The 24,326-nt window shown below is 61.4% G+C and carries 26 protein-coding genes; 13 read left to right on the forward strand and 13 right to left on the reverse strand.

Annotated elements, in window-relative coordinates; translation table 11 throughout:
- Positions 1 to 33: 33 nt before the first annotated feature.
- Complete coding sequence (locus BT119_RS04095; protein ID WP_072364857.1) at positions 34 to 2,304, forward strand: molybdopterin guanine dinucleotide-containing S/N-oxide reductase; 2,271 nt, start codon at positions 34 to 36, stop codon at positions 2,302 to 2,304.
- A 7-nt stretch (positions 2,305 to 2,311) separates the two neighbouring features.
- Here the strand turns inward: BT119_RS04095 and BT119_RS04100 are convergent, their stop codons facing one another.
- The 4 genes from BT119_RS04100 to BT119_RS04115 form a co-directional block, all read right to left on the reverse strand.
- Entirely contained in the window at positions 2,312 to 3,505 is a 1,194-nt protein-coding gene (locus BT119_RS04100) for an acyl-CoA dehydrogenase family protein (RefSeq protein WP_072364859.1), read from the reverse strand.
- Between the two features lie 21 nt (positions 3,506 to 3,526).
- Positions 3,527 to 4,516 carry an ABC transporter substrate-binding protein gene (locus BT119_RS04105; protein ID WP_044309950.1) on the reverse strand — a complete coding sequence of 330 codons (990 nt, stop codon included), beginning with the start codon at positions 4,514 to 4,516 and terminating at the stop codon, positions 3,527 to 3,529.
- A gap of 86 nt (positions 4,517 to 4,602) precedes the next feature.
- Complete coding sequence (locus BT119_RS04110) at positions 4,603 to 6,186, reverse strand: rhodanese-related sulfurtransferase (RefSeq protein ID WP_072364861.1); 1,584 nt, start codon at positions 6,184 to 6,186, stop codon at positions 4,603 to 4,605.
- A complete protein-coding gene (locus BT119_RS04115) occupies positions 6,183 to 6,791 on the reverse strand; it encodes a cysteine dioxygenase family protein (protein WP_175550545.1) in 609 nt (202 codons plus the stop codon). The genes BT119_RS04110 and BT119_RS04115 overlap by 4 nt, the downstream gene beginning before the upstream one ends.
- Before the next feature lie 207 nt (positions 6,792 to 6,998).
- On the opposite strand from BT119_RS04115, the gene BT119_RS04120 reads away from it, so the two are divergent.
- Positions 6,999 to 7,904 carry a LysR family transcriptional regulator gene (locus BT119_RS04120; RefSeq protein ID WP_044309947.1) on the forward strand — a complete coding sequence of 302 codons (906 nt, stop codon included), beginning with the start codon at positions 6,999 to 7,001 and terminating at the stop codon, positions 7,902 to 7,904.
- A 65-nt stretch (positions 7,905 to 7,969) separates the two neighbouring features.
- On the opposite strand, the gene BT119_RS04125 is transcribed toward BT119_RS04120, so the two are convergent.
- Positions 7,970 to 9,058: an LLM class flavin-dependent oxidoreductase gene (locus tag BT119_RS04125; RefSeq protein WP_003434496.1), complete on the reverse strand. Its 1,089-nt coding sequence runs from the start codon at positions 9,056 to 9,058 to the stop codon at positions 7,970 to 7,972.
- Positions 9,059 to 9,315: 257 nt separating this feature from the next.
- Between BT119_RS04125 and BT119_RS04130 the strand changes: the two genes are divergently transcribed.
- From BT119_RS04130 to BT119_RS04145, 4 genes are all read left to right on the forward strand, one after another.
- Entirely contained in the window at positions 9,316 to 10,173 is an 858-nt protein-coding gene (locus BT119_RS04130) for an ABC transporter permease (RefSeq protein WP_003434499.1), read from the forward strand.
- Between the two features lie 4 nt (positions 10,174 to 10,177).
- On the forward strand, positions 10,178 to 11,002 hold the full coding sequence (locus BT119_RS04135; RefSeq protein ID WP_003434511.1) for an ABC transporter ATP-binding protein: 825 nt from the start codon (positions 10,178 to 10,180) through the stop codon (positions 11,000 to 11,002).
- Between the two features lie 51 nt (positions 11,003 to 11,053).
- On the forward strand, positions 11,054 to 11,356 hold the full coding sequence (locus BT119_RS04140) for an Rdx family protein (RefSeq protein ID WP_003434512.1): 303 nt from the start codon (positions 11,054 to 11,056) through the stop codon (positions 11,354 to 11,356).
- A 92-nt stretch (positions 11,357 to 11,448) separates the two neighbouring features.
- Complete coding sequence (locus BT119_RS04145; protein ID WP_003342638.1) at positions 11,449 to 12,270, forward strand: UDP-2,3-diacylglucosamine diphosphatase; 822 nt, start codon at positions 11,449 to 11,451, stop codon at positions 12,268 to 12,270.
- 10 nt (positions 12,271 to 12,280) lie between these two features.
- Here BT119_RS04145 and BT119_RS04150 read toward each other — a convergent pair whose 3' ends face one another.
- Both BT119_RS04150 and BT119_RS04155 read right to left on the reverse strand, forming a co-directional pair.
- Positions 12,281 to 12,592, reverse strand: coding sequence for an Mpo1-like protein (locus BT119_RS04150; RefSeq protein ID WP_003393857.1), 312 nt, complete (start codon positions 12,590 to 12,592; stop codon positions 12,281 to 12,283).
- Positions 12,593 to 12,783: 191 nt separating this feature from the next.
- On the reverse strand, positions 12,784 to 14,238 hold the full coding sequence (locus BT119_RS04155; RefSeq protein ID WP_003369828.1) for a TrkH family potassium uptake protein: 1,455 nt from the start codon (positions 14,236 to 14,238) through the stop codon (positions 12,784 to 12,786).
- 173 nt (positions 14,239 to 14,411) lie between these two features.
- Here BT119_RS04155 and BT119_RS04160 point away from each other — a divergent pair, with 173 nt between their 5' ends.
- The gene (locus BT119_RS04160) at positions 14,412 to 14,972 is read left to right on the forward strand and encodes a nitroreductase family protein (RefSeq protein WP_003369830.1); all 561 of its coding nucleotides are present in this window, start codon (positions 14,412 to 14,414) and stop codon (positions 14,970 to 14,972) included.
- On the opposite strand, the gene BT119_RS04165 is transcribed toward BT119_RS04160, so the two are convergent.
- From BT119_RS04165 to BT119_RS04195, 6 genes are all read right to left on the reverse strand, one after another.
- Complete coding sequence (locus tag BT119_RS04165) at positions 14,973 to 16,322, reverse strand: sensor histidine kinase (protein ID WP_044309943.1); 1,350 nt, start codon at positions 16,320 to 16,322, stop codon at positions 14,973 to 14,975.
- 86 nt (positions 16,323 to 16,408) lie between these two features.
- Positions 16,409 to 16,894: a Spy/CpxP family protein refolding chaperone gene (locus tag BT119_RS04175; protein WP_003369834.1), complete on the reverse strand. Its 486-nt coding sequence runs from the start codon at positions 16,892 to 16,894 to the stop codon at positions 16,409 to 16,411.
- A gap of 186 nt (positions 16,895 to 17,080) precedes the next feature.
- The gene (locus BT119_RS04180) at positions 17,081 to 17,758 is read right to left on the reverse strand and encodes a response regulator transcription factor (protein WP_003434516.1); all 678 of its coding nucleotides are present in this window, start codon (positions 17,756 to 17,758) and stop codon (positions 17,081 to 17,083) included.
- Between the two features lie 7 nt (positions 17,759 to 17,765).
- Positions 17,766 to 18,179: an SH3 domain-containing protein gene (locus BT119_RS04185; RefSeq protein WP_060708066.1), complete on the reverse strand. Its 414-nt coding sequence runs from the start codon at positions 18,177 to 18,179 to the stop codon at positions 17,766 to 17,768.
- Between the two features lie 141 nt (positions 18,180 to 18,320).
- Entirely contained in the window at positions 18,321 to 18,620 is a 300-nt protein-coding gene (locus tag BT119_RS04190; protein ID WP_003369841.1) for a YciI family protein, read from the reverse strand.
- 1 nt (position 18,621) lies between these two features.
- Positions 18,622 to 19,218 carry a septation protein A gene (locus BT119_RS04195; RefSeq protein WP_003314713.1) on the reverse strand — a complete coding sequence of 199 codons (597 nt, stop codon included), beginning with the start codon at positions 19,216 to 19,218 and terminating at the stop codon, positions 18,622 to 18,624.
- Positions 19,219 to 19,283: 65 nt separating this feature from the next.
- On the opposite strand from BT119_RS04195, the gene BT119_RS04200 reads away from it, so the two are divergent.
- The 6 genes from BT119_RS04200 to rluB all read left to right on the forward strand — a co-directional run bounded on the left by BT119_RS04200 (position 19,284) and on the right by rluB (position 24,301).
- The gene (locus tag BT119_RS04200) at positions 19,284 to 20,147 is read left to right on the forward strand and encodes a PHP domain-containing protein (protein ID WP_003434521.1); all 864 of its coding nucleotides are present in this window, start codon (positions 19,284 to 19,286) and stop codon (positions 20,145 to 20,147) included.
- Between the two features lie 13 nt (positions 20,148 to 20,160).
- On the forward strand, positions 20,161 to 20,790 hold the full coding sequence (locus BT119_RS04205) for an L-threonylcarbamoyladenylate synthase (RefSeq protein WP_003434523.1): 630 nt from the start codon (positions 20,161 to 20,163) through the stop codon (positions 20,788 to 20,790).
- Between the two features lie 119 nt (positions 20,791 to 20,909).
- On the forward strand, positions 20,910 to 21,608 hold the full coding sequence (locus tag BT119_RS04210; RefSeq protein WP_170846047.1) for a segregation and condensation protein A: 699 nt from the start codon (positions 20,910 to 20,912) through the stop codon (positions 21,606 to 21,608).
- A 15-nt stretch (positions 21,609 to 21,623) separates the two neighbouring features.
- Complete coding sequence (gene scpB / locus BT119_RS04215) at positions 21,624 to 22,391, forward strand: SMC-Scp complex subunit ScpB (RefSeq protein ID WP_072364864.1); 768 nt, start codon at positions 21,624 to 21,626, stop codon at positions 22,389 to 22,391.
- Positions 22,392 to 22,695: 304 nt separating this feature from the next.
- Positions 22,696 to 22,887, forward strand: coding sequence for a DUF1289 domain-containing protein (locus BT119_RS04220; protein ID WP_072364866.1), 192 nt, complete (start codon positions 22,696 to 22,698; stop codon positions 22,885 to 22,887).
- Positions 22,888 to 23,071: 184 nt separating this feature from the next.
- A complete protein-coding gene (rluB, locus tag BT119_RS04225) occupies positions 23,072 to 24,301 on the forward strand; it encodes a 23S rRNA pseudouridine(2605) synthase RluB (RefSeq protein ID WP_003314721.1) in 1,230 nt (409 codons plus the stop codon).
- The last annotated feature ends 25 nt before the right edge of the window (positions 24,302 to 24,326 follow it).

Here is a 24,326-nt window from a genome sequence, read left to right on the forward strand (position 1 = left end):
GCCTGCCACTGCGCTTATCCGGGGGCCTTCACCATGAGTTTCACATCACTGCATTGGGGCGCTTATCGTCCACAAGTCGAGGACGCCAAGTTGGCCGGGCTGCTGCCCGCAGAATGGGACAAGGACCCTTCTCCGATAGGCGATTCGGTTGCCGACGCCATTACCTCACCGACCCGCATCAGGCGCCCGGCGATACGCCGCAGTTTTCTTCAGCAGGCCGGTGGACGACCCGATCTGCGTGGTCAGGAGCCGTTTGTCGAGGTCTCCTGGGAGGTCGCGCTGGATCTGGTCGCCAGCGAGTTGCAGCGAGTCAGGCACGAACATGGCAATCAGGCTATTTTTGGCGGCAGCTACGGCTGGGGCAGCGCGGGGCGCTTTCATCACGCACAAAGCCAGTTGCATCGCTTCCTCAACTGCATCGGCGGTTATGTGTTCAGCACCGACAGCTACAGCCTGGGTGCCGGGCGGGTGCTGATGCCGCACATCGTCGGCAACATGGACTGGTTGCTGGCGGCGCATACCTCGTGGAAGAACCTGGCCGAGCATTGTGAGCTGTTCGTCGCGTTCGGTGGCTTGCCCGCCAAGAATGCGCAGACCAGCCCCGGCGGTGCCAGCGACCATCTGTTGGGCGACGCGCTGCGACGCATGTCCGCCGCGGGCGTGCAGTTCGTCAATGTCAGCCCGCTGCGTGACGATCTGGTTGGCCCGACGCATAACCAGTGGCTGGCGGTACGTCCCGGCAGCGACACGGCGTTGATGATGGCGCTGTCCTGGGTGTTGATCAGCGAAGGGCTGCACAACGAGGATTTCGTCCAGCGCTATACCGTGGGCTATGAGCGTTTTCGCGATTATCTGCTGGGCCACACCGATGGCCAGCCGAAAGACCCGCGCTGGGCCGAGGCGCTGACCGATATTCCTGCGCAGCAGATTGTCGAGCTGGCACGACGCATGGCCAGCAAGCGCACCATGATCAACGTCGCCTATTCATTGCAGCGCTCGATACACGGCGAGCAACCCTTCTGGATGACGGTGACCCTGGCCGCGCTGTTGGGGCAGATCGGTTTGCCCGGTGCCGGTTTCGGCCTGGGGTATGGTTGCATGAACAACACCGGCAGTGGCCGCAAGGCGTTCTCGGGGCCGCGCTTTTCCCAAGGCAGCAACCCGGTCACGGACTTCATTCCGGTCGCGCGGGTGACGGATATGCTGCTCAATCCCGGCACACCCTTCGATTACAACGGACAGCAGCGCACGTACCCGGACATTCGCCTGGTGTACTGGGCAGGTGGCAATATCTTTCACCACCATCAGGACCTCAATCGGCTGCTGGAAGCGTGGCAGCGGCCGCAAACCATCATCGTTCACGAACAGTTCTGGACCGCCCAGGCGCGCTATGCCGACATCGTACTGCCGGCCACCACGGCTCTGGAGCGCAATGACATCGGCAGTTCGGCCTCCGACCGCTTCATGATCGCCATGCAGCAGGCGATCGAGCCAGTGGGCGAATCGCGTGACGACTACTCGATCCTGGCTGCGCTGGCCGAGCGACTGGGGGTGGCACAGGCGTTTACCGAAGGCCGGGATGCCCAGGAATGGCTGCACTTTATCTATGACGAGTCTCGGCAACGGGCCGAAACGTTTGGCATCACCCTGCCGGAGTTTGAGCAATTCTGGCGTGACGGTTTACTGGAAATAGACTACCCGCACACCGACAACATACTGCTCGAATCCTTTCGCCAAGACCCAGACGCGCATCCGTTGCCGACACCGTCCGGGCGCATCGAAATTTTCTCCGAGCGCATCGCAGGCTTTGGCTATGCCGATTGCCCCGGTCACCCGGTGTGGCTGGAGAAGCCTCGGCCAACCCACGCGCTGCACTTGCTGTCCAACCAACCGAAAACCCGTCTGCACAGCCAGTACGACCACGGCAGCTACAGTCGCTCCTCGAAAATTCAGGCGCGCGAGCCGCTGACCCTTAATCCGCTGGATGCTCGCGCACGCGGACTGGTCGATGGCGATGTGGTCAAGGTGTTCAACGAGCGGGGCGCGTTTCTGGCCGGGGTGATCGTCTCGGACGGCATTCGCCCCGGCGTAGTGCAGATTGCCACCGGGGCCTGGTTCGACCCGCTGGTGCACGGCGAACGGGGCAGCCTGGAAAAACACGGCAACCCGAATGTGATCACCGAAGATGTAGGCGCCTCCAGCCTGTCACAGGGCTGTGCAGCGCAGACGGCATCGGTGGACATCGTCAAATGGGACCAGGATCTGCCGCCGGTGACGGCGTTCGAACCGCCGTCACTGCTCTGACAGGGGGTTAATGGCCTTTGCTGCGCGCCGCAAAGGCCGCCTTGCCCACGCCCGTCAGTACTGCGTCGTTCTGTGGGGTGTGCACCCGACCGCACAGGACGTTGCGGTAGTGGCGCTGCAATGGGTTGCTGCGTGACAGTCCCGGATTTCCCGAAGCCTCGATGGCCAGCTCTACCGCGCGGATGGCGTTGCCGGTTACCAGGTATTTGATCTGCCCGGCGTGCTGGGCAGGTGTGTGCCCGTGGACAGCCGATTGCAACAGGCTGCGATTGGCGAACAGCAGGGTATCGATCTGCCCGACGGTTTCCTGAAAGCGCGGCAAGGTCGACAGCGACGCGCCGAGGTTGGAGGGCGTGCGCTGTTCCAGCCAGTGCACCAGCCAGTCGCGGGCGGATTGAGCGATGCCGTCGTAGACCGACGACAGCAGCACCGACATCCACAGCAGGCCCGATCCATCCAGTTCGGATTGTGGGGCGCTCCACGGGCTGACGCTGACGGCGTGATCAAGTGGCACCAGCACGTTGTCGAATCTGACTTCGTGGCTGCTGGTGGCGCGCATGCCCAGATGATCCCAGTCCTCAATGATGGTGATGCCCGGCGTGTCCTTGTGGACGAGCCAGCTGCCCACCAGCGGGTCATCGTCATCGCTGCGCGCCCACACGGCAAACCAGGTCAGACCGTGGCTGCCGGTGGAGTAGATCTTGCTGCCGCTGATGCGCCAGCCTTGAGCGGTGCGGCGCGCGATGGTGCCTGGCAGGCCACCCCGCGCGGGCGTTCCCAGATCGGGCTCGACGCGCAGAGCGTTGATCAACGCGCCCTCGCGCACGGCTTGTTCGGCCACTTGCACGCGCAGATGGCTTGGCCAGTTGCGGTTCTCCTGCAGCCTTGAATGCTGCAGGTATTGCATGACCAGAATCAGCGCCGTCGACGGCTCTCCCCTGGCCACCGCACTGATCACCTGTTGAGCACGGGGCAAGTCGGCACCGCCGCCGCCCAGTTCGGTCGGAACGGTCAGGCCAAGCAGGCCGTGAGCGTGCAGCAACTGGAAGTTGGCATGGGGAAATTGCGCGCTGATGTCGTATTGCTCGGCGGTTTCGGCCAGTGCTGCGGTCAGTTCCGCCAGCCGTTTGCTGAAGTCCTCGTCGGACTCGGGTGCGTTATGCAACTGGCGCGGGATAGGGCGCAGGGGCGAGAGTGTCATGCGGTGTCCTTGTCGCAGCGTTTATGGGGCGGTGGCCTGCGCGATCTGCGCGCGCGATGCGTTGAAGCTTTTGTCGAAGCCTGTCGAAACGTCGATCCGTTTGCTCAGGATGCCTTCAGCCAGGTAAGTGTCGGCCGTGTTTTGCAGGCCCTGGACAATCTGATCGTCAATCGGCGTACGTTGCATTTTCGTCGCCTTGGCTACCGCCAGATGCACCGCCAGGGGCAGGCCGGTGACTTTCGCCTGGGCCGCCGCGTACTCCTCGGGATGGGCGTTGGACCAATTGAAGGCGCGTTCCACACGCGCAACGAAATCGTCCAGTTGCGCGCGCTTGCCTTCGATGGCCTTGCTGGTTGCGGCAAGGTAGAGGTGGTTGCTCAGCAGCTCGCTGCCGCTGACCAGCACCCGCGCGTCGCTTTGCGTGATGGAGATCGTGGTGTACGGGTCCCAGGTCGCCCAGGCGTCCGCATCGCCACTGTCCAGCAGCAGACGCGATTCACTGGGTAGCAGATTGATGAAAGTGACGTCACTGGTTTTCAGCCCGGCCTCATGCAGGGCGCGGATCGCCAGATAATGGCCGATGGAACCGCGTCCGGTAACGATACGCTTGCCCTTGAGGTCGGCAACGGTCTTGATCGGCGAGTCCTTGGGCACCAGCACAGCGGTGGTGAAGCGGCCCTGAGCATGGGTGATGCTGACCACTTTCAAGGGTGCACCCGCGCCCAGAGCGAATACATAAGGCGCATCACCCAGCGCACCGATATCCACCGCGCCCGCATTCAGTGCCTCTCCCAGCGGGGCTGCCGAGGGGAATTCGGAAAACTGGATCTCGTAAGGCACGTCTTTGAGCTCTCCGGAGACCTGCAGCAGGATTTTCAGCAGCGACTTTTGATTGGCGACCAGCAGCGGCGCCTGCTCGGCAGCCAGCACCTGCTGACCTGCCAGCAGGCTGAGCAGTGCGCCCAGCAGCAGGCTTTTAAAGGGGCGGGCGGATTTGAAAAAAGGCAGCATCGAGGTGTTTCTCCATTGAGTTGATTGGTCGTCCAGACACCCATCGTTCCTCACGCAGAGCATTGGCACGATGGTCGTTTGTCCGCTCAAATCACATAAAACCCGTGTGTGCCGTCACGCCCCAGCTGCTCCACCAGGCCGAATTCCCAGTCCAGATACGCCTGCATGGCTTCGCGCGGTGCGTCGGTGCCTTCGTACGGGCGGCGGTAGCGATCGATGCGTGGCGAGGCCAGTCGGCTTTCGCCGTGTTCCAGCGGCAGACCGGCCTTGATCCAGCTGGCGGTGCCGCCTTCGAGCAGAAACACCGGCTTGTCGGTCAACGCTTCGAGGTCGGCTACGGCAAAGCGCGCCAGACGGCTGCTGCCGCAGGTCAGAACATAACGGTCAGCGGGTGGCAGCTTGCCCAGCGCCTGTTTGAGGTCGGCGCGCAAGGTCCACCAGGCACCGGGAATGTGCTGTTTGACATAGTTGGCGCTGGCGGTGAAATCCAGCACCGCCACGTTGACCTGTGTCTGCCAGTGGGCGAGGGTCTCGACGCTGATCGCCTCCACCTGCGGTGGCGTCGGGAAGGGCGCGTCCCAGTCGCCCTGTTCGCTGAAGTCTGCTGCATCCAGGTCATCGAGCACCGACACGTCCCAACCCAATTGCGCCAGCCAGGACGCCGACATGTTGGCGCGTACGCCGTCGTCGTCCAGCAGAGCGATTCGCGCACCGCGTACGCTGGCGAAATGATCGGTTTCCTGCACCAGTTGCCCGCCCGGTGTAGAGCGCGCGCCTGGCAGATGGCCTTTGGCAAACTCTTCCGGGGTGCGGACATCGAACAGGTAAGTGGTGCGTGAAGCCTCGGCTTGCCAGCGTTGCAGATCAGCACGGCTGGCACGTTTGACCTTGGCGCGATCGGCCACCTTGCGGGCATCGGCACTGGCGGTTTCGCGGGTCTCTTCACTGACTGCCGCAAAGCGCCGGTTCTGGCCATGGTCCAGCGTCTGGCCGGCCAACAGCCAGCCAATCGTTCCATTGCGCAGCGCGTTGATCGGATTGGGCAGGCCCGCGTTGACCAGCGACTGGGTGCCGATGATGCTGCGCGTACGACCGGCACAATTGACGATGATTCGAGTAGAGGGATCTGGTGCCAGCTCACGTGCCCGCAGCACCAGTTCGGCGCCCGGTACGCTGATGCCGCCGGGAATGCTCATGGTCTGGTATTCGTCATAGCGCCGGGCATCGAGCACCACCACGTCGGCATTGCTGTCGAGCAGGCGCTTGACCTCTTCTGCGGCCAGCGACGGGGTGGCGCGGTGATGCTCCACCAGCTCGCCAAACGCCTTGCTCGGCACATTCACGTCGATGAACAGTTCGCCGCCAGCCGTGCGCCAGCCCTGCAGGCCGCCGTCGAGCAGCTTCACGTTGCTGTAGCCCAGTGTCTGCAGGCGTTGCAGGGCGACCTGCGCCAAGCCTTCGCCATCGTCGTACAGGGTCACGGCAGTGTCGCGTCGCGGAATGCGGGAGAAAACCTCCAGCTCCAGCTTCGACAGCGGGATGTTCACGGCAAACAGTGGATGAGCCTGGGCAAAGGGGGCCTCTTCGCGGACATCTACCAAGGCCAGCTCCTGGCGGTCCAGCAAGGCCTGGCGAATATCGGCGAATGATCGGGTGGCAGATGTGGTCATGGGGTCGAGCTCCCTGTTGGCTGATCCTGATGGGCAGTGGCTGCGGCGTTCGAATAGCCGGAAATGAACAGTTTTTCGGTGCCGTCGAGGTCATAGACCGCACGCTTCACGGTGCCGATATCGGCGCCGTAAACGTGGATGCTGATCGACACCTGATCGCTGAAGGCGTTGCTGACTTGATGAACATCGTTGCTGTGCGGTGACAGCGCCTCGACCTGGCCGGGTTGCAGGCGAATCGCCGCGCCGCTGGTTTCCAGGCGTCCTTGCGCGTTGCGAAGGTAACCCTGGGAATCTTCCGCGCCGCGCAACATGCCGATCAGCCCCCACACGCGATGGTCGTGAATCGGCGTGCGTTGCCCTGGCCCCCAGACGAAACTGACTACCGAAAAGCGCTGCTGTGGATCGACATGCAGCAAAAATTGCTGGTAGCGATTGGCATCGGGTACGGCGAACTCTTCTGCCAGCCAGTCATCGTGGCTGACCAGTTGCGCCAGCAGCTTGCCGCCGCGGCGCAACAGATCGCCTTCGTGCGGTTCGCTGCCAAGCAGTTCGGTGAGTGCATCGATAAAGGCCCCGAGTCGTTCCGGGTGTCGGTTCTGAGTCATGTCCATTTCCAGATCAAGGTCGGGCAATGGTTTGATATAAGCATAATATGGATATTTAATATGCTATTTTTTAATGATTAGGTTATAACGAAAACGTCTTTTACTTCTTTGTGGTAATCCGCGAAATCTACGCTCGGGCTATCCATGAGCGCCTGCTGGTACTATGCTTTTTGCCTATGTTTAATCTCTTCTTTATGTGCGGTCCGAATGAAAATTGATGATATCGATGCGTTCGTTGCAGTCATCCGCTGCCAGTCGATCAGCCACGCCGCTGAATCGCTGGACCTGACCCAGCCCGCCATCACGCGCCGGGTGCAGAATTTCGAGCAAGCCCTCGGGGTCGAGCTGTTCGACCGCAATACCAAGCCGCTCAAGCCGACCCCGATGGGTCTTCAGGTGTACCAGAAGTGCCTGGCGATCCTGCGCGAGATGGATTCGTTGCGCGAGCTGGTGGCCAGTGACACGCCGCCCAGCGGTCTGCTGCGTCTGGGCGTGCCACAAACCATCGGTGACGTGGTGCTGCTCGATGCGCTCAGGCAGTTGCGTGGGGAATTTCCCGACCTGCGTGCTCAGGTCAGCACCGGTTGGGGCAGCCACCTGATCGGCAAGATCGAAAACGGCGAGCTGGATGCGGCGGCTGCACTGTTTCCGGCAGGCAAGATATTTCCGGACAACATCATTGGTCAGTCGATTGGCAAGATGGAGCTGGTGGTGGTCTGCGCCAAGGGCCTGGTGCCGAAAAAGCCCGGCAAGCTGGCAGACTGTTATGAGCAGGGCTGGGTGCTGAATCCGGACGGTTGCGGCTTTCGTGCAGGTTTGCAGCGCACGCTGACCGATCAGGGCCTGAGCATGAAGGTCAATCTGGAAACCTTCGGCACCGAGCTGCAACTGGGGCTGGTGGCCGATGGCATGGGGCTTGGCCTGGTGCCCAGGCCGTTGCTGGAACGAAGCGCGCACCGCGAGCAGTTGGTGGCGTTGCCGCTCAAGGACTTCAAGCCGGTGATGGACTTGTGGCTGTTCTACCCGCGCTTCCTGGGTAACCTGCAAGCGCCGGTCGAAGCCTTTGGCGCACTGGTGGCCCGGTCGCTCAAGCCGGTCTCGGCCGCCGCCTGAACACCGCATCGCGGGCAGGCGGTCTGGCGCTGGGCGTCAGACCGGCCCGCAGGATATAGGTTGAATCAGGCGACCTGTTCACGAGCCTGCTGTTCACGCTGCGCCACCAATGCGCGAGTCAGCGGGATCAGCTTCTTGCCGTAGTCGATGGCATCTTCCAATGGATCGAAGCCGCGAATCAGGAAAGTGGTAATCCCCAGGTCGTAGTAATCCAGCAGCGCTTCAGCGACCTGTTCCGGGGTACCGACCAGCGAGGTCGAGTTGCCCTGGGCGCCGAGCAGGCCGGCGATGCCTGTCCACAGGCGCTTGTCCAGGCGCGATCCTTGTGCTGCGGCGGCCAGCAGGCGGCGTGATCCTTCATTCGGCGGTTCGCGACGTACGAAGCCATTGCGGTCTGCCAAGGCCTTGGCCTTTTCCAGAATGCTGTCGGCGCGTGCCCAGGCCTGTTCCTCGGTCTCGGCCAGAATCGGACGCAATGACAGGCTGAAACGAATGGTCCGCCCATGTCTGGCGGCTTCGGCGCGAACCTGTTTCACCACGTCACGGACCTGTTCGTATGTCTCGCCCCACAACGCATAGACATCGGCGTGTTTACCGGCCACAGCAATTGCCGCTGCCGAGGAACCGCCGAAGTACAGAGGGATATGTGGCTGCTGTGGGGATTTGACCAGTGAGTGCGCACCCTCGAACTGATAGTAGGTGCCGTTATGATCGAACGGCTTGTCGCTGGTCCATTCCTGACGCACCACGCTGAGGTACTCGTCGCTGCGTGCGTAGCGTTCGTCCTTGCCGATGTGGCTGCCGTCGGCACGCAGTTCCTTGTCGTCACCGCCGGTGATGATATGCACGGCAGTGCGGCCGCCATTGAAAACGTCCAGCGTCGCGAACTGCCGTGCCGCCACTGTAGGGGCGATGAAGCCCGGGCGATGGGCGACCAGGAACTTCAGTCTGGTGGTGACGCTGGCGGCATGCGCTGCGACCAGCGTGCTGTCCGGGCTGTTGGAGTGGTAGGCGATCAGTGCGCGATCAAAACCGGCATCTTCATGAGCCTTGGCCACGGTCTTCACGTAGTCGGGCTGGATGGTCGCGCCGCTGCGCGGGTGGATTTCAGAACCGGGTTGCGTGGCGATATAGCCAATGAATTCGATGCTCATGAAAACTCCTGCCAATGGTTGAGGTCCGTTCGACCTTGTCGAGAGGCACCATAAAGGCAAGGAGCAGACGCTGTGAAATTCGATTTCGGTCTAAGTTAATTATAAAAAATATGCATTATCGTATCGGTTGGTGATCAAATATTTTAACTATTAGCTTAGTTCTAAATCGAATTTCACGCGGCGTTCTTATGCTCATAATATGGCCTTCATAATGCATCGGGTGCGCCTTGCCCGATTTGTCCAGGAAGGATGTACCCATGTCTGACACAACACTCATCCCCGCGGAACCCGGTTTTCTGGTGGTCAATAAACCCGCACAGGGCCGCGCCTCGCAACCGGGTCGCCCGCGCTGGCAAGTGCCGGGCTCTGTCTTGCGCCTACTCAGCCCGCTGGCGCTGTTGCTGCTCTGGGAACTGGCCTCACACACCGGGCTGCTGCCAGTCCGCGTGATTGCCGCGCCGTCGCAGATCGGCGGTACGCTCTGGTCGATGATCGTCTCGGGCGAACTGGCTCACCACTTGTGGGTTTCATTGCAACGGGCGCTGTTGGGCTTGAGCATCGGCGTCAGTATTGGCGTGGTGGCTGCGCTTGTGACCGGGCTTTCCCGACGCGGCGAAATCGTTCTCGACTCGCCCATGCAGATGATGCGCACCATTCCCTCGCTGGCACTGGTGCCACTGTTCATCCTCTGGTTCGGCATTGGCGAGTTCACCAAAGTGGCGCTGATCGTCATGGGCACCACCTTTCCGGTGTACCTGAACCTGTTCTCCGGCATCCGCAATATCGACCCGAAACTGATCGAGGCTGCCAACACGCTCGGGCTGAGCCGCCGCGAGCTGATCTGGCACGTCATCCTGCCCGGCTCGTTGCCTGCGTTTTTTGTCGGGCTGCGTTATTCACTGGGGATTTCGTGGCTGGCCCTGGTCTTTGTCGAGCAAATCAACACCACCGCTGGCATCGGTTATCTGGCCAGCGATGCGCGGGACTTCATGCGCACTGATGTAATCGTTATCTGCCTGTTGATCTACAGCGTCCTTGGCCTGGTGATCGACGGCATCATTCGTACGCTGGAGCGCTATGCGCTGGCCTGGCGGCCGACCTTCGTGAGGCATTGAAAACATGGCGACTCTCGATTTGCGCAACACTTCAACTGTCGCGCCCGAAGCAGGGCAGGCACCTGTGCAACTGCGCAACGTGGTGCGTCAGTTTGGCCGGCAACGGGTCATCGACGGGCTGAATCTGGACATTGCTCCAGGGGAATTTGTCGCCTTGCTCGGCGCCAGTGGCTCTGGCAAGACCACCTTGCTGCGCACCCTGGCCGGGCTGGACGAGATCGACAGTGGCGAACTGCGTGTGCCGGTGGCGCGGGCGGCGGTGTTTCAGGAGCCGCGCCTGATGCCGTGGAAAAGCGCATGGAAAAACGTGGTTCTCGGCCTGCGCATCAACGATGCCAAGGCTCGGGCCGAAGCGGCCTTGACCGAAGTTGGCCTGGCGCATCGGCTGAATGCCTTTCCGGCCACCTTGTCCGGTGGCGAAGCGCAGCGTGTGGCGCTGGCGCGGGGGCTGGTCCGTGAGCCAAAACTGTTGCTGCTCGACGAGCCTTTCGCTGCACTCGATGCCCTGACGCGCATTCGCATGCATCAGCTGATCATCGACCTGTGGCGCAAGCACACCCCGGCGGTGCTGTTGGTGACGCACGATGTCGATGAGGCGATCCTGCTCGCGGACCGGGTCATCGTGCTGGCCGATGGCAGGATTGCCGATGACATTCGCGTCGACCTGCCGCGCCAGCGTGACAGCGGGCAGGCCGGGTTCCAGCTGATTCGCAGCCGCTTGCTGGGCTTGCTGGGCGTCAAGGTGCGCGCGGCTGCCGATACTGCTCCGCAAGCGCCGGAACAGGATGTGACCCTCAGTGCGCTGCGTCGCTTCGCCAGCGCTCGTTGATTCGGCGCACGCTGCGTATCATGGCCGTCTGAATTTCCGAAGGGGACGCCCATGTCTGCCGAAAAACCTGAAGTCATCATCACTTATTGCATTCAATGCCAGTGGCTATTGCGCGCTGCCTGGCTGGCCCAGGAACTGCTGAGCACGTTCAGCGACGATCTGGGTAAAGTCTCGCTGCAGCCAGGCACCGGCGGCGTGTTCCACATTACCTGCGACGGCGTACAACTCTGGGAACGCAAGGCCGATGGCGGCTTTCCCGAAGCCAAAGTGCTCAAGCAGCGGCTGCGTGACCAGATCGACCCGGCCCGCGATCTGGGCCACAACGACCGCCATACTCCGGAAAGTCCTCAGTAATACAGGCGACTGTCACGACATCGCCATGCACGTGTCACATTCGGTTAACCGGCATGCTCCACTCTTCTGGAAACCCTGCCGGAGGTCGTCACATGACCAGTGCTCAGCTCGCCACACCCAGCCGCAAACAACGCGTGCGCACCTTGTGGATTTCCGACGTTCACCTGGGCACGCGCGATTGCCAGGCCGAGCACCTCTCCGCGTTTCTCAAGCGCTATCAGGCTGACAAGGTGTATCTGGTCGGCGACATCATCGATGGCTGGAAACTGCGCGGCGGCATGTACTGGCCACAAGCACACACCAACGTGATTCGCCGCTTGCTGACCATGAGCAAGCGCGGCACTGAAGTCATTTACGTCACCGGCAATCACGATGAATTCCTGCGCCGTTACTCCAAACTGGTGCTGGGCAACATTCAGCTGGTCGACGAAGTCGAACACGTGACGGCCGATGGACGTCGCTTTCTGGTCATTCACGGCGACCAGTTCGACGTGATCACCCGCTACCATCGCTGGCTGGCCTTTCTGGGCGACTCGGCCTATGAATTCACCCTGACCCTCAACCGCTGGCTCAACCACTGGCGCGCCAAGTACGGCTATGGCTACTGGTCGCTGTCGGCGTACCTCAAGCACAAGGTCAAAAGTGCGGTGAATTTCATCAGCGATTTCGAGGAAGCCATCGCCCATGAATGCGTGAAGCGCGGGCTGGACGGGGTGGTCTGTGGGCACATCCACCATGCGGAAATCCGTCAGGTGGGCGGCGTGGAATACCTCAACTGCGGCGACTGGGTCGAATCCTGTACCGCCCTGATCGAACACCTGGACGGCAACATCGAGCTATTCCGCCTGGCGGATGCGCATTTGAAGGCGCAACAGGTTGCGGTCGAGGAACCCGCCAGCGAAACGCTTGCCTGAAGCAAGCGGCTTAGAACGGCACCTTGCCCAGGAGCATGTCGCGGTACATCACGAAGTCGCCGAGCAGGCTGTAAAACGGATGCTTGAATGTGGCCGGACGATTCTTCTCGAAAAAGAAATGCCCGGCCCAGGCAAAGCCGTAACCCGCGACCGGCAACAGCCACAACAACCCCCACCGGCCGCTGCCCACACCAAACGCCAGCAGGAAAATCACCAGCGATGTACCGACAAAATGCAGACGCCGACTGGTAGCGCTGCTGTGCTCGGCAAGATAGAAAGGATAGAACTCGGCAAAGCTCGAAAAACGCCTGATGGTATCCACGGTGCCTGTCCTCGTGTGGGTTCTTATTGTTATACACAAATTTAGCCGGCTGTCGTGCCGATGTGGAGTATTCGAGTCCTGCTCATGTTTACGACTATCGTGCCAACGCTCCGCGTGGGAACGATAAATCAAATGCCGTCTTCGCGAATAAGCGAAGCGTCGCTCGGTCCGCTCCGACGCCCAGCCAGACCTCAATGCCGCCAGAATGCCGGTACACAGAGCACCAGCACAGTAATGATTTCCAGACGGCCAAGCAGCATGCCGCCGGACAGAATCCATTTGGCCGCATCCGGCAGGGTAGAGAAATTGCCCGCTGGCCCGATGACCTCACCCAGCCCTGGCCCTACACCCGATACCGTACTGGCAGCGCCGGTCAGCGCCGTCATCCAGTCCAGCCCGAGCAGCGACAGCATCAGCGCGATCAGACAGATAGTGATCGTAAAGAAAAACGAAAAGGTCAGGATCGAGCGCACGATCTCATCGTCCAGTCGATGGCCATTGTATTTCTGCTTCATCACCGCGCGCGGATGGATCAGTTGATTGAGGTTGGTCTTGAGCAGAATGTAGGCCACCTGAAAACGGAAGATCTTCACGCCGCCCGCTGTCGAGCCGGAACAGCCGCCGATAAAGCCCAGATAAAAGAACAGCATCAGCGAGAAATTGCCCCACAGGCTGTAGTCACCCAGTGCAAAACCCGTCGTCGTCACCACCGAGGTCACGTTCAGCGCGACATGGCGCAGCGCCTCGGTCCACGGCAGGTCCGTGGTGTTGGCGTACCAGACCGTCATGACCAGCCAGGTGATCAACAGCAGCCCGATCAGCCCCTGAACCTGCTCATCCTTGATCAACGCCTTGCGATTGCCGCGCAGGGTGGCGACATACAGGGTAAAGGGCAGACTGCCGAGGATCATCACCACGATCGCCACCCAGTGCACCGCCGGTTGCGGCCATTTGGCCAGCGATTGGTCGGACGTGGAGAAGCCGCCGGTGGAAATCGCCGACATCGCATGGTTGATCGCGTCGAACAGACTCATGCCCGCCGCCCAGAAGGCCAGGCTGCCCAGCGCGGTAAAGCCGACGTAGGCGAGCACGATGAACTTGGCCACCATGTGCGAGCGGGGCATGACCTTTTCCGAGCGATCCGAGGACTCGGTCTGGAACAGACGCATGCCGCCGATGCGCAGCAAGGGCAGAATCGCCACGGCCATACCGATGAAGCCGATGCCGCCCAGCCAGTGCAGCATCGAACGCCAGATCAGAATGCCCGGTGACATGCTGTCCAGGTTGCTGAGTACTGTCGAACCGGTGGCAGTAATGCCCGACATGCTTTCAAAAAACGAGTCGGTGTAACTGATGTGCTGGGTCAGCAGAAAGGGCAGGGCGGCGAAAATGCACACCACGATCCAGCTGGAGACGGTCAGCATGTACATGTCCCGCGGGCGCAACTGAACGTTGTCGGGGCGTCCGGGCACCACCAGCGCCAGGCCGGCGATAAAGGTAATGGCGCTGGCCCACAGGAATTCGCGCAGGTCCTCGAAACGGTCGTAGATGACCAGCGTGGCCATGGGCACGATCATGGCGACAGCCAGGGTGATCAGGAAGATGCCGATAATGAAACCGATGATACGCAAGGTCGGCAACGACATGACAGGCTCTGGCTGGTGTGAGGAAAGGCGCCATTCTACCTGCGCTTGAGGGCATGTAAACCGGCGCCGCCGAGGACCGGCTGCGAGCGCAGAGGTAACGAATTGTCCGTCGCACTCGTTATTGACGCTAAACAGGCTCTAGAATGCTCGATCACTTTTCAAGGAGACAGTCCATGCAGGCGCTCGACGTTTTGCTCAATCGTGTATCGGTTCCACGACTGGTCGACCCGGCCCCGGACGCTGCGCAGCGGGAAATCCTGTTCGGTGCTGCATTGCGCGCGCCGGACCATGGACAGCTCAAGCCGTATCGTTTTCTGACGGTCGAAGGCGCGGCCCGTGACCGCATGGGCGAGATGCTGGCGCAGGCGCTGCAGGAGAGTGGCGCTGAAGTTACCCCGCAGGCGCTGGAAAAGGCCCGTCTTGGCCCATTGCGTGCACCCTTGGTGGTGGTCGTGATCGCGCGCTTGCAGGACCACTTCAAAGTCCCGCACTCGGAACAGCGGATCACCGCCGGATGCGCCGCACATGGCGTGTTGCTGGCAGCGTATGCACTGGGTATCGGTGCGGTCTGGAGGACTGGCGAGCTGTCCTATGCGCCTCAGGTGGCCAAGGGCTTCGGCCTTGAAGCCGGCGAAGAAGTGCTCGGCTTTCTGTACCTGGGCACCCCGCTGAACCCGCCGCGCGAAGCGCCAAAAGTCGATGTGGGCGGGTTTGTCAGCGAGTGGCAGGGCTGATCAGACAGACGATAAACTGAGCGGCTCTCTGGGCAGATCCAGCGTGGCGATAAACCCGCCTTCCGGGTGATTGCCCAGCATCAGGGTGCCGCCATGTCGCTCCGCTGCGCGTTTGGCGATCGCCAGCCCCAGGCCGTGACCGGGCGTGGTCTGGCCGGGGGCGCGGTAAAACGGCTCGCCCAGTTGTGCCAGATGTTCGTCGGCAACCCCCGGACCATGATCGCGGACGCTCAGACGGACGTGATCGCCGACCTGAGTTGCCTGCAGATCGATGCGCTGACCGGAGGGGTTGAAGCGCAGCGCGTTGCGCAGCAGGTTGTCCAGCGCACGTTCGATCATGTCCGGCCAGCCTTTGAACTGCAGGCTGTCCTGCACCTCGACGCGAATGTTCTGGTCGATACCATCCAGTTGGGTGTCGTTCTTCAGGCGCTGCAGCAGCGCTTCGAGGTCGACAGGCTCAGGGCCGCGAAGCTCGGCGTCGAGGCGCGCCAGGGCCAGGATCTCGCTGATCAGCGCCTCCAGCCGGTCACACTCACGGCCCAACCGTGGCCAGAGCTTTTCACGCTCGGCAGGCTCGGCACGTTCAGCCAGCGCCAGGGCGATGCGCAATCGGGCCAGCGGTGAGCGCAATTCATGAGACACATCGCGCAGCAACTGGCGCTGACTGCCGATCAGGCTTTGCAGGCGCGCGCCCATGCGGTTGAAGTCCTTGGCCAGCACGCCGAACTCGTCACGCCGGTTGGCCAGCTGTCCGAGGCTGTGCTGTTGATAGCTGGTTTGCCCCAGGTCGTGCACTGCACCGCGCAGGCGACTCAGCGGTCGTGTAATCGACAGCGTCACGAACAGGCTGAACAGGGTCAGCACCACCAGCGCAATGCCCAGCGCGCTCAGCGGCCACATCAGACTCTGACGGTGCCATTCGTCGAGCTCCGGGTGCGGAACGCGGTAGATGAACAGGTAGGTTTCGCCGGTCTTCGGGCTGCTGTACTCGGTGGCCAGACGGCGCCAGGGCAGTTTGCGCCCCTGATCGTCGTCTTCCCGCTGCCGCGCTTCCAGAGCTGCGGCGCGCGGCGGGAAGGTGCCACGCACCATCGGCTCGCCGCTGTCGCTGAGCACTTGTGTGTCGATACGATTGCGACGTTTGATGTCCTGAAGAAATTCCTGAGCGTTATCCGCGCCCTTGTCCTCGAAGCGTTGCGTCCACTGTTCGGGTAACGAGTTGAGCACCGGGTGACGACTGAGGATCCACGCATCCTGATTGAGCATGTGCCCCATGAGCACCGACAGGCCGCCTACCAGAGCGATGGCCAGCCAGAAGCTGGCCAGGATTCGCCAGAACAATGAACGCACGGGATTTCCTCGGTCTCAGTAAAAAAGCCCGGCATGCGCGTGCATGCCGGGTTGTGTTCAGCTCATCGGGCCGCGAGGCCTGATGGTTACAGCGTTTTTGCTGCTTTTGCCGCTTTCCAGGCCTTGAACTCGGCCCATTCGGCGCGACGCTCATCTTCTTTCTTCTTGATCTCGTCAAACAGCTTCTGCTGGTCAGGCCTCAGCAGTGCACGAACTTCGCTGTCGGTCTTGGAGCGTTTGGCTTCGATTTCGTCGTGCATTGCTTTCTGGTCGGCAGCAGGCATTTTTTCCAGGTAGCTTTGAGTGATTTCGCGACGCTCGTGCCGTTGCTCGCGCATCAAGCGTTCGATCTGCTGACGCTGTTCACGTGTCAGGTCCAGCTCGGCCATCGGTCCCATCGGGCCAGGGCCGCGATCCATACGTGGGCCAGGGCCAGGGCCGCGGTCATCGCGATCCATGTGCATGGCAGGTGCGTCAGCATCCGGGCCACCGGCAGGTGGCGCTGGTGGTGCGGCCATGGCAATGGTCGGCAGGGCAGTGGCAAACATCAAAGCGATCAGGGTCTTGCGCATTGTGTATCTCCTTGTCTCTAGTGCGGCTCGATGCCGATGAGCCCAGTTTAGGGAGATCAAGGTCAAGCGCAGTCAGCGCTTGGTAAAGCTTGTGTAAGGAGACCGTTGCAAGTTGTCAGCTTAAGGCTACACGCCAGAAGCGCCGGGCTTTCAGCTTGCTGCGTCAGGCTTGCCACGTGAAGCGACTCAAAGCGCGTAGTAATAGCCGCGGCTGCGCAGCGCGACGATGCGTGGGCGGCCATCGGCGTGCGGGCCGATTTTCTTGCGCAGGTTGCTGACGTGCATGTCCAGACTGCGGTCGTACAGGGTCAGTTTGCGGCCCAGGGCCAGTTGCGCCAGTTCCTGCTTGTCCAGCGGTTCGCCGGGCTGGCGCATCAGCGCTTCCAGCAGGCGGCTTTCGGACACTGTGAGGGTCAGCTCCTTTTCGTCGACACTGACCACACCGCGCATCGGGCTGAAGGTCAGGTCGCCCAGTTCGAGCTGGCTGGATGATGCGACCGGATGACTGCGGCGCAGCACGGCGCGCAGGCGGGCAGTGAGTTCGCGAGGGTCGCAGGGCTTTGCCAGGTAATCGTCAGCGCCCAGTTCAAGACCCAGAATGCGGTCCAGCGGCTCGCCGCGTGCCGAGAGCATGACCACCGGCAGGTCGGGGTGGTCGGCACGTAATTGCTTGAGCAACTCCAGACCGCTGCCGTCAGGCAGCATCACGTCCAGCACCACGGCAGCGGGTGCGGCGTCGGCCAATGCCTGACGCGCGCTGGTTCCGTCGTGACAGGCGCGCACCTGAAAGCCTTCCTGGCTCAGCCAACTGCTCAGCAGTTCGCACAGTTCCTGATCATCATCAATTAGTAACAGCTCGCTCATGACTCACTCAATTTAGCCACTGCCGACGTTGCCTACGCCAACCGCTGACCAATATACCGCACAGAAGGGCGAACATCGCAACGCCACCGCCTGCGATGAACCATTGTTGCTGCTCGGTCAGCAGGCGCGGGGGCGCTGCGGACAGTGCTTCTTTGAGCTGCAACTTGAGCTTTTGGTTCTCCTGACGCAAACGTGTCAGCAAGGCGTTGTTGCGTTCCGGATCGGCGTTCTGTAACTGCCGGGTCAATTCTTCGCGCTGCCGCTCGCTGTCCTTGAGACGCACCTGGAGGTCGGCCATCTGGCTGGCGGTGCCGGGCTGATGCAAAGGCTGTACTGCGCCACCTTCACCGACCGTCTCGGCGTTTACCTGCACACTCGCCGCCATCAATATCGCCAACAGACACCACGTCGCTGAACGCATCTGAACTCCCTTTTACCGAGCCGTGTAAATTCGCACATTGAGCAGGTTATCGGCAGGCAGGCGGGAATGATGAATGAAGGGCGGGAGGACGGCCCTGCTTCGCTGGAAGCAGGGCGTGCAGGTGTTGTCGGAGGGCGGGGATTAGGGCAGGACTTGCTTGAACGGCTTGACCACGACGTTGGCATAGACGCCAGCGGCAACAAATGGATCGGCTTCGGCCCACGTCTTGGCGGCGCTTTGCGATTCGAACTCGGCAACGATCAGGCTGCCGCTGAAACCGGCAGCGCCGGGGTCGTTGCTGTCGACTGCCGGGTGTGGACCGGCCAGCACCAGACGGCCTTCATCCTTGAGCGCGTTGAGGCGATCGAGGTGCGCCGGGCGAACGCTGAGGCGTTTTTCCAGCGAGTTTTCGACGTCGGTGGCGATGATTGCGTAGAGCATGTCAGTCCTCGGATTTGGTCGTATTGGGAGCGGTATCGTGCAGGTGGCGTGACAGGTAGATTCCCTGGCCGACCAGGAAGATCAGGGTCATGCCCAGGCTGCCGAATACTTTGAAGTCGACCCAGAATTCCTGATAAGTGAAGGCCACATACAGGTTGGCTGCGCCACAGAACAGGAAGAATATGATCCAGGCGATGTTGAGCCGGGTCCAGATCGCTGCCGGCAGGGTCAGTGCATGACCCATGATGCGCTGGATAAGCGGACGGTCGCCAATGAAATGACTGCCGGCGAAGGCGACGGCAAACAGCCAGTTGACCACCGGGGCTTTCCATTTCAGGAAGGTTTCGCTGTGGAAGGCCAGGGTCAGGCTGCCGAACACCAGGCACGCCACCAGCGTGAGCCACTGGCTTTTTTCCAGCTTGCGTTGTTTGACGTAGAGAATGCCGTAGACCACCACCGAACTGATGATCAGCATCGCCGTTGCACTGAAAATGCCGCCTACCATATAGGTATTACCGAGGATATCCACGGCACGCGGCTCGGTTTTGTAAACGATGAAGAACAGGAGCAGCGGGATGAAGTCGATGAATTGTTTCACAATGGCAGCCAGAAGCAGGATGTGGCGGCATAATAACAAACATCAATGAACACGAAAGCATCACTATGAATGTAGACCTGCACTGCCACAGCACCGCTTCCGACGGGGCGCTCTCGCCTACGGCACTGGTTGCGCGTGCTCATGAAAACGGCGTGCGCGTCCTTTCGCTGACCGACCACGATACCCTCGAAGGGCTTGAAGAGGCCCGTGCGGCGGCGCATTCATTGGGTATGCAACTGGTCAACGGGGTGGAGCTGTCCTGCACCTGGGGCGGCGCGACCATCCATATTCTGGGTTACGGATTCGATACCCAGGCCCCGGCGCTGACCGAAGCCATCGGCCGTTTGCATGAAGGACGCTGGCTGCGTGCGGAAGAAATCAGCCGTAAATTGGCGATCAAAGGTATGCCTGGCGCGCTGGAAGGCGCTCGCGCGATTCAGCAGGAGCTGGGTGACAGCGGTAATGCGCCTGCGCGTCCGCACTTTGCCGACTTCATGGTGCGCTCGGGTTTCGTCAAGGATCGCGCCGAGGCATTTCGCAAATGGCTGGGGGCGGGCAAACTGGGCGATGTGAAGCAGCACTGGCCGACGCTGGAGGACACGGTCGCCACCTTGCGGGCGTCGGGTGCGTGGGTCAGCCTTGCGCATCCTTCACATTATGACTTTACCCGCAGCAAACGGCGTAAACTGGTCGGCGATTTCGTCCAGGCCGGTGGGCACGCCATAGAAGTGGTCAATGGCATGCAGCCTGCCGATCAGGTCGGAACCCTGGCCATCCTTGCACGCGAGTTCGGTCTGCTGGTCTCTGCCGGCAGCGACTTCCACGGTCCTGGCACCTGGGGCGAGATCGGTACTTATCGTCCCGTGCCTGAAGATCTACCGCCTTTGTGGTGCAGATTCAAACATGAACAGCCTACTGCCGCCGTCTGAACAGGAAGTAATCGTGAGTCAATTTTTCCAGGTCCATCCGGAAAACCCGCAGCCGCGCCTGATCAAACAGGCCGCTGAAATCATCAAGGCCGGCGGGCTGGTGGTGTACCCGACAGATTCGTCCTATGCACTGGGCTGCCAGATCGGTGACAAGAGCGCCATCGAGCGCATCCGCCGCCTGCGCCAGCTGGACGACAAGCACAACTTCACCCTGATGTGCTGCGACCTGTCGCAGCTGGGGCTGTTTGCCAAGGTCGACACCGGCGCGTTCCGTGCACTGAAGGCGCACACGCCCGGGCCGTACACCTTCATTCTCAATGCCACCCGTGAGGTGCCGCGCCTGGTGCTGCACCCCAAGCGCCGCACCATCGGCCTGCGGGTGCCAAGCCATCCCATCGCCCAGGCCCTGCTGGAGCAATTGGGTGAGCCGCTGATGAGCGTCAGCCTGATCATGCCGGGCGACAGCGTGCCGCTCAGCGATCCCTACGAGATGCGCCAGATTCTCGAGCATCAGGTCGACCTGATCATCGACGGCGGGATCGGCGGTATTTCGGCGTCCACGGTCATTAACCTGGCCGAGGGTGAACCTCAGGTCGTTCGGGTCGGCTGTGGTGATCCGACGCCGTTCGGTGAACGCGCCTGATGACAGCCGTCGAGGCAGTTGACAGCCAGGCAGACGCCCAGCAGGAACTGCCGTTCGCGCTGGTCTACGGGCGTGCTGTCACGCAGATGCCGCTCGACCTGTACATCCCGCCCGACGCGCTGGAGGTCTTTCTCGAAGCGTTCGAAGGCCCGCTTGACCTGCTGTTGTACCTGATCCGCAAACAAAACATCGACATCCTCGATATTCCCGTTGCCGAGATCACCAAGCAGTACATGGGTTACGTCGAGCTGATGAAAACCGTGCGCCTGGAGCTGGCTGCCGAGTATCTGGTCATGGCCGCCATGCTGGCCGAGATCAAATCGCGCATGCTGTTGCCGCGCTCGGCGGAAGTCGAAGAGGAAGAAGGCGATCCACGCGCCGAGCTGATTCGCCGCTTGCAGGAATACGAACGCTTCAAGGTCGCCGCCGAGGGTATTGACGGGCTGAGCCGGGTGGGCCGCGATGTCATCGTGCCGAAACTGGACGCTCCCGAAGCCCGCGCACGCAAGTTGCTGCCGGATGTCAGTCTTGAAGAAGTGCTGATGTCGATGGCCGAAGTACTGCACCGTGGCGACATGTTCGAAAGCCACCAGGTCAGCCGCGAGGCACTGTCCACCCGCGAGCGCATGAGCGATGTCCTGGAACGTCTCAAGGGCGGCGGTTTTGTGCCGTTCGCCGAGCTGTTTACCGCCGAAGAGGGGCGTCTGGGTGTGGTCGTGACGTTCATGGCGGTGCTTGAGCTGGTCAAGGAGTCACTTGTCGAACTGGTCCAAAACGAGCCCTTTGCGGCGATCCATGTCCGGGCGCGAGCCGAGTAGAGCAAGAATACACCCATGAACCTCAACGAACCCCGCGAACTGGCCCCGTTGCTTGAAGCATTTCTGCTGGCCTCCGGAAAACCGCAGACGCTGGAGCGCCTGTATGAGTTGTTCGAGGAAGGTGAGCGCCCTGAGCCTCCGGTGTTCAAAAAGGCACTCGAGGTGTTGCGCAAGTCCTGTGAGGGGCGCGCCTTCGAGCTCAAGGAAGTGGCATCGGGTTATCGCCTGCAGATTCGTGACCGCTTCTCGCCGTGGGTCGGGCGGTTGTGGGAAGAGCGGCCGCAGCGTTACTCCCGGGCCATGCTGGAGACCCTCGCGCTGATCGCTTACCGCCAGCCGATCACGCGGGGCGAGATCGAAGATGTCCGTGGTGTCGCGGTCAACAGCCACATCGTCAAGACTCTGCTCGAGCGCGAGTGGATTCGTGTGGTGGGCTACCGGGATGTGCCCGGCAAACCGGCCATGTTCGCGACCACCAAAGGCTTTCTCGACCACTTCAATCTCAAAAGCCTCGACGAGCTGCCGCCGCTGGCCGACCTGCGCGAGATGGAAACCGAGCCGGTGCTGGATTTCGAAGAGGCACCGGTGCCTGCGCACCTGCAAGCCCTGGCCGACGCCAGCCTCGACCCGGACGCAGAGCCGGAAGCCCCGCGTGACGAAACCAGCTTCCGCAGCCTGCTGGTGGAACTGGACTCGATGGAGCAGGGCCTCAAGACCGACTTCGACGACCTGCTGCGCGCGGAGTCAGAGCCTGAAGACGACAAAGGCGACGATGAGGTCTGATTGACTCGCGCTCCCACGCTGAAGCGTTCAGCGTGATACACAAGTCTCGTGGGAGCGAGCTTGCTCGCGAAGGCGATGGTGCAGGCTCGCTATTTTCGGATTCTGTACGGGCCCTTTCGCGAGCAAGCTCGCTCCCACATGACCTGTATGTAGCCATGAGCGCTCTGCGTCCTCTTGATACCTCGTCCTGGAGCGTGCAGAACGATAATCAGGACTGTCGTGCCAACGCCCAGCGCATTTCGGTCGAATTCATACGCCAGCCCAGGGTCACATCTGATACCACTCGCCATGAGATTCGCTGCCCATGAGTTCGACCAAGAACCCCTGCATCAGCCTGTGCAAGTTCGATGATGACATTTGTCTGGGATGCGGCCGCAGCAAGCGCGAAATCAAGGCCTGGAAGAAACTCGACAAGGACGACAAGCGCACGGTGCTCGAGGAGTCTGCCAAGCGGCTGGCCAAGCTCAAGACCGCCAGTCGTAAAAAGAAGAAGTGATTCGGGCATTTGCCGTTGACGCCGGATGCGTAAACCGGCGCAGGGGCGTATGATGGTCGACCCTCGGCGATCAAGTGTCGCCCGGGCTTTCAAGTATTTCGCCTTGCCGCTATCCACAGCGCGCCGGGCACAGGTCTTGCCGGTTCTCGGCCAGCCCTGATTCGACACACCGGGAGGTGCCCAGATGAGTGAAAAAGACAAGCAGGACAGCCAGGAAATCGGACCCGCAGGCGAAAAGCTGCAGAAGGTTCTGGCGCGCATTGGCGTGGGTTCACGCCGTGACGTGGAAGCCTGGATTACCCAAGGCCGTATCAAGGTCAACGGCAAGGACGCGACCCTCGGTCAACGCGTCGACCTGCATGACGCCATCAGTGTCGATGGTCGCGTCATCAAGCGCGAAGAAGCGGCCGAAACAGTCCGTCGCGTCATCATGTACAACAAGCCCGATGGTGAAATCTGCACCCGTGACGACCCGGAAGGCCGTCCGACCGTGTTCGATCGTCTGCCGCGTCCGAAGGAAGGCCGCTGGATCAACATCGGTCGTCTCGACATCAACACCACCGGCCTGCTGATGTTCACCACCGACGGTGAACTCGCCAATCGCCTGATGCACCCGTCGTTTGAAATGGACCGTGAATACGCGGTTCGTGTGCGTGGCGAAGTCGATGACGACATGCTGCTGCGCCTCAAGAATGGCGTGATTCTCGAAGACGGTCCTGCACGCTTCACCGATATCCAGCAGGCACCGGGCGGCGAAGGCTTCAACCACTGGTATCACTGCGTGGTGATGGAAGGCCGTAACCGCGAAGTGCGTCGTCTCTGGGAATCCCAGGGGCTGGTGGTCAGCCGCCTGAAGCGCGTGCGTTACGGACCGGTGTTCCTCAACTCCGACCTGCCGATGGGCCGCTGGCGCGAAATGAGCCAGTACGAAGTCGATATTCTGGCAGCTGAAGTTGGTCTGCAACCTGTGGCCCAGCCGCAGATGAATGCCAAGACCAAAGACAAGATGGAGCGTCTGCAGCGTCAATCGTCGCGCCCTCTGGGCAAAGGCGAGCGTGTTCGTACCTTGCGTCCGGCGGCGGGTGCTCCGGCGACCGGCGGCGAGCGCGCACCGCGTCAGCCGCAGATCACCGGCAGCGAGCGCGATCGTCCGCGCGGTGGCGATTCGACTCAGCGTCCTTCGCCGCGAAAGGATTCGGGCAAGCCCGGTTCACGCGCGCCGCGTCCGGCCGACAACAGCCGTGGTACGCCGGTCGCCGAGCGTCCGAGCGACATGAACAAGCGTCCGGCCAAGCCGGGCCCGAAGCGTGTCGGCATCAAGCTGGTCAACGATGATGCGCCGTCAGGCAAACGTCGTGGCCCACCGGCAGGTTCAGGTCAGCGTCCAGGCTTCGGTCGTCGCAAGCCTGAGTGATCGCTCGGTGTGAATGAATGGCAAC

Origin of the sequence: Pseudomonas sp. NFACC10-1 (assembly GCF_900119195.1) — a bacterium.
Lineage (GTDB): Bacteria > Pseudomonadota > Gammaproteobacteria > Pseudomonadales > Pseudomonadaceae > Aquipseudomonas > Aquipseudomonas cerasi.